The following is a 380-nucleotide window of genomic DNA, read 5'->3' on the forward strand; positions in this document are numbered from 1 at the left end:
GGTTATGCTGCCAGGCGGAGCGGCAGCGAGGTGAAGTAGGCTTGATCGGGCGTGCTGCCGTCAAGACTCGAATGGGGACGTCTACTGTTATGAAAGTCGAGATATCGGCCGATCGAATTGCGCGCCTCGTTGACGCTATCATAGGCCCGTAGGTACACCTCCTCGTATTTGAGGCTGCGCCATAGCCGCTCGACGAACACGTTGTCCCGCCATGCGCCCTTGCCGTCCATGCTGATCGTGATGCCGTTGTCGGCGAGCACGCCGGTAAAAGCCTGTCCGGTGAACTGGGAGCCCTGATCCGTATTGAAGATGTCCGGCTTGCCGTGACGAGCCAAGGCATCCTCCAGCGTCTCGACGCAGAAGGCTGCTTCCATGGTGAT

1 protein-coding gene is annotated in these 380 nt (G+C 59.5%); it reads right to left on the bottom strand.

Features of this window, described 5'->3' with window-relative positions:
* Positions 1-2 precede the first annotated feature (2 nt).
* Positions 3-380, bottom strand: a 378-nt coding sequence (locus AC0L3A_RS41020; protein WP_473256619.1) for a transposase, incomplete at its 5' end; no start/stop codon positions are given.

This window comes from Bradyrhizobium sp. MI1.3, assembly GCF_055811695.1.